The sequence below is a fragment of the Vibrio sp. 10N.222.55.C6 genome (assembly GCF_041473395.1).
In the GTDB taxonomy this organism is placed as follows: Bacteria; Pseudomonadota; Gammaproteobacteria; order Enterobacterales; family Vibrionaceae; genus Vibrio; species Vibrio crassostreae_C.
In genome coordinates, this window is record NZ_JBFRSD010001031.1 from 1 (window position 1) to 430 (window position 430).

Below are 430 nucleotides of genomic sequence, written 5' to 3' on the forward strand. Positions count from 1 at the left end.
AAAAACAAGCTGATATTACCGATTGTCATCTTCATCGCAGTTACTTTTGTGACGATTCAATCAATTAATTACACTGTCACTTTTGAGCGAGAGAAAGAGAGTCTTATTCAGCGAGTTAAAGTGTTAGCACAAGGTGTTGCTTATAACCTACAAGCCGCGATTCTATTTGAGGATAAATCTTCGGCTCAGGAGATTTTGTCAGCCTTCGTTGCGGATAAAGATATCGTCAGGGTGAAGCTCTATGACATTAATGAACAGCTTTTTGCGAGTTATCAAGTCAGTAATACGCTGGTTCCAAGGCCGAATACCGATGAATTAAATGACATCGCGGATCACCAATTTGCAATCTCCGAGAATTTCATCTTTTTGCTTGTTCCGGTGACGCTGGATGACGCTGTGATCGCTAACTTGAGAGTGACAATATCAAAAG

1 protein-coding gene is annotated in these 430 nt (G+C 40.7%); it reads left to right on the top strand.

All coding sequences use genetic code 11. From position 1 onward, the window contains the following. Positions 1-430 (top strand): CHASE sensor domain-containing protein (locus tag AB4486_RS27405; RefSeq protein WP_372119946.1); only part of this gene is annotated, 430 nt, incomplete at both ends.